The following is a 4,121-nucleotide window of genomic DNA, read 5'->3' as shown; positions in this document are numbered from 1 at the left end:
GCGATCGATCACCACTTGCAGTGCGCCGATGAAGGCATCGAGGCGTTCACGGTTGTCGAAGGCGAATTGCGATTGCAACACATAGGGGTCGCCCTGCTCGGCGGCCAGGTGGTGATAGAGGATGCCTTCCTGCAACGGCGCCAGCGGATAGATGTCCTGCACGTTGCGCGCACCACCGGGAACGGTGGCGACGAGGCGGTCGATGGCGTCCTGGGACAGGTTGATCAGGGGTAATAGGTCCGGGGTGATGTATTCACAGTCCAAAGGAATCAGGTTCGCCGGCACGCTGACTTCCCTGCCGCTGCCAATCGCCGCGGCCAGTGCGGCCAGGGTCGGTTGGCTGAACAGCACGCGCACGTCGGCGCTCAAGCCGGCCTGGCGCATGCGTTCGATCAGCGTGACCGCCAGCAGCGAGTGCCCGCCCAGTTCGAAGAAGTGGTCGTGGCGCCCCACCTGCTCGACCTTCAGCACGTCCGCCCAGATTCGTGCCAGGGTCTGTTCCACCTTGCCCAGCGGTGCTTCATATTCGCGAGAGGCATAGGCCTCGGCATCCGGCGCCGGGAGCTCACGGCGATCCAGTTTGCCGTTGGCGGTCAGCGGGAAGGCTGGCAGGACCACGAACGCGCTGGGCAGCATGTAATCGGCCAACACGCTCGACAATTGTCCCCGCAAGTCGTGTACCGACAAGGTCACGCCCGGCTCGGGGATCACATACCCCACCAGGCGCTTGGGACCGGCATCGTCTTGCCGCGCCAGCACGACCGCGTCTTTCACGCCTGGGCATTGGCCCAATCGTGCTTCGATCTCGCCCAACTCGATACGAAAACCACGGATCTTCACCTGGTCGTCGTTGCGCCCCAGGTAATCCACCGTGCCGTCCGCGCGCCAGCGCGCCAGGTCGCCGGTGCGGTAGAGCAAGGCACCGGGATCGGCATTGAACGGGTCGGCGACGAATTTCTCGGCGCTCAGCTCTGGGCGATTCAAATACCCTTTCGCCACACCATCGCCACCGATGTACAACTCGCCGGCCACGCCGATGGGCACTGGCTGACGATTGGCGTCCAGCACGTAGACGCGGGTGTTGCCAATCGGACGACCGATGGGAATACCACCCTCGCCCACGGCCTTGATCTCATGGGTGGTGGTAAACGTGGTGGCTTCGGTCGGGCCGTAGCCGTTGAGCAGATGAGCCGGCGCGCCTTCTTTCAGGACGCGGCCAATCACCGCTGGGTCGAGTACATCGCCACCGACGATCAGGTAGCGCAATTGGGCGAACGCCGTCATCAGCCCCGCGGCGTACTGATGGAATAGACCGGCCGTCATCCACAACAAGCTGACCGATTGTTCGAGCAGCAGCGCGTGGAAATCCGCCTGGGACAACAGCACATCCTGGTCGACCACTACCACGCAACCGCCATTGAGCAACGGCGCCCAGACGTCGAGGGTGCTGGCGTCGAAGGCCGGGTTGGAGGCGAAGGCCACCCGGTCCTGGGCGTTGAAGTCGGCGTAGCCGTTATTGATCACCAGTCGGTTGATCGCCCGGTGCGGCACCCGCACGCCTTTCGGGGTGCCGGTGGAGCCGGAGGTGTACATGATGTAGGCCACCGATTCGCCGTCTTGCGTCAGGTGGAGGTTATCGGCGGACTCATTGAAGACCAGCGTATCCAGAGCCACCCGTTGCGAGGCTTCAGGCGCTACCGCTGTACTCGACGTCAGCACGACCTGTGCCCCGCTGTCCTGCACCATGAACTGCTGACGCTCCAGCGGCGCGCTGACATCCAGTGGGACATAAACGCCGGCGCATTTGAGAATCGCCAGTTGGCTGACCAGCAGCTCGAGCGAACGCTCCAGCGCAATCGCCACTCGATCGCCCGGTTGCACACCGAGGCCAATCAAATGACGGGCCAGGCGATTGGCTCGCTGGTTCAATTCGGCGTAGGTCAGGCTGTGGGCGTCATGCACGGCGGCAATGGCTTGCGGACGCTCGTTGGCCTGCGCCTCGAACAGGCCATGGACGGTCCTGTCCTGGGGATAGTGTCGGGTGGTGGCGTTGAAGTCGGTCAGTACCTGATGACGCTCGGCTTGCGGCAGTACCGCCAGCGTTTGCAAGCGTGATGTCGGGGCGGATTCCAACGCCGTTGCCAGGCTTTGCAGCGCGGTCGCCATGTAGGCACAGACACGCTGCGCACCGACACCGCTCGTGGCCAGCACGGTCAGGGCGAAATCTTCACCCAAGTCGTCGATACACAGCGTCAATGGGTAGTTGGTACGTGCTTCGCCACCCAGCGTCTCAATGCCCTGCCAGGCCAGCAGCGCCGCTTCTGTATCGGCCTGTTCGCTGGAGTTGCGGTAGTTCAGCAAGGCGCTGAACAGTGGCATTGGCGCAGCCACGCCGCTGCAACGCTGGGCCACTGCCAGCGAGGCGTGCTCGTGGCCCAACAGTGCGGTCAATTGTCCGTGGACCGCCTTGACGCCGGCCTTGACGGCCTGGTCGCCCACGCTCACACGAAGGGGCAAGGTGTTGATGAACATGCCCAACGCCCGGTCAGCGCCCTGGCCGCCCTGCATCCGGCCCATCAGCACGGTACCGAACACCACGTCCTGCTTGCCGGACGCCTGCCCCAGGACTTGCGCCCAGGCCAAGTGATGCAAACTGGCGACGCCCACGCCCGACTGGCGTGCCAGGCGCCGCAGCCGACGACTCAAGTCGCCGTCGAGCACCAGGCTCGCATCCTCGATGTCATGGCCATCACCCTGCACCTGCTGCAAACCGAACGGCAGCGTGGGTTCGTCGACATCACCCAACATGTCACGGAAGAACCCTTCCTGCGCTTCACGATCCACACCCAGGCACGCCTGGGCCACGTAGTTGCGATACGGTACCGGGACGTCCAATTGACCGGCCTGCCCCAGCAGGTAGGCCTGCATCTCGCTCTGTACGACTTTCAGCGCCGCATGATCGAGGGCGATGTGATGGAACAACAGCATCGCTACCCAGCGCTGGTTGGGCTTGTCTTGGGCAAAGGCCAGGCGCATCAGCGGTGCCTGGGTCATGTCCAGGGCATAGTGCCGAACGTCGAAACGATGCTGCAGCTGTTGGGCGATCGCTCCGGCCTGTGGGTCCAGCACCAGTTCTTCAAGCCCCAGCCGCGCTTCGCGCCAGACCACTTGTCGAGGCCCGTCGAGACCTTCCCAGAGGATGGCGGTGCGCAAGATGTCGTGGCGGTCAATGACGCTTTGCAGGGCCTGGGTGAACGCGTCGAGGCGTTCGCGGCTGTCAAAGGCAAACTGCGTGTGCAGCACGTAGGGATCGCCCTGCTCTGCCGACAGGTGATGGTAAAGAATGCCTTCCTGCAGCGGTGCCACCGGGTAGATGTCCTGCACGTTGCGTGTACCACCCGGCACTGTCGCCACGAGACGGTCGATGGTCGCCTGGGACAGGTTGGCCAGCGGCAGCAGCTCGGGGGTGATGCGTTCGCAGTCCAGCGCAATCAGGTTCGCCGGAACGCTGATCTCCTTCCCGCTGCCGACAGCGGCCGCCAGCGCGGCCAGGGTGGGCTGGCCGAACAGTACGCGCACGTCGGCGCTCAAGCCGGCCTGGCGCATGCGCTCGATCAGCGTGACCGCCAGCAGGGAATGGCCGCCCAGTTCGAAGAAATGGTCGTGGCGGCCCACGCGTTCGACCTTGAGCACGTCTTGCCAGAGCTGCGCCAGGGTGGTTTCGGTTTCGCCTTGCGGGGCTTCATAGCCACGCGTCACTAGCGCATCGAGGTCCGGCGCCGGCAAGGCCTTGCGGTCGAGCTTGCCGTTCGGCGTCAGTGGCAAGGCATCCAGGCGCACGTAGGCGACGGGCACCATGTAGGCCGGCAGTTGCGCTTGCAGGTGCGTGCGCAGGGCTTCGATGTCTATTGTTTCGTCTGGCGAGTGCTGGGTGAAATACGCGACCAGGCGCTTGTCGCCCGGTACGTCTTCACGGGCCAGGACTACGGTTTCCTTGATGTCTGGAGCCTGGGCGAGCTTGGCCTCGATCTCCCCCAGTTCGATGCGGAAACCGCGGATCTTCACCTGGTCATCGTTACGGCCCAGGTATTCGATGTTGCCGTCCGCCAGGTAGCGGCCCA

At 64.2% G+C, this 4,121-nt stretch carries 1 protein-coding gene; it reads right to left on the bottom strand.

Features of this window, described 5'->3' with window-relative positions; translation table 11 throughout:
- A partial coding sequence (locus tag BT125_RS28140) for a non-ribosomal peptide synthetase (protein ID WP_139271829.1) occupies nucleotides 1-4,121 on the bottom strand: 4,121 nt, incomplete at both ends.

Source organism: Pseudomonas sp. NFACC04-2 (assembly GCF_900119265.1).
GTDB classification, from domain to species: Bacteria; Pseudomonadota; Gammaproteobacteria; order Pseudomonadales; family Pseudomonadaceae; genus Aquipseudomonas; species Aquipseudomonas fluorescens_AA.
The sequence above is the reverse complement of the archived record's forward strand: the minus strand, read 5'-3'. Positions and strand labels throughout refer to the sequence as shown.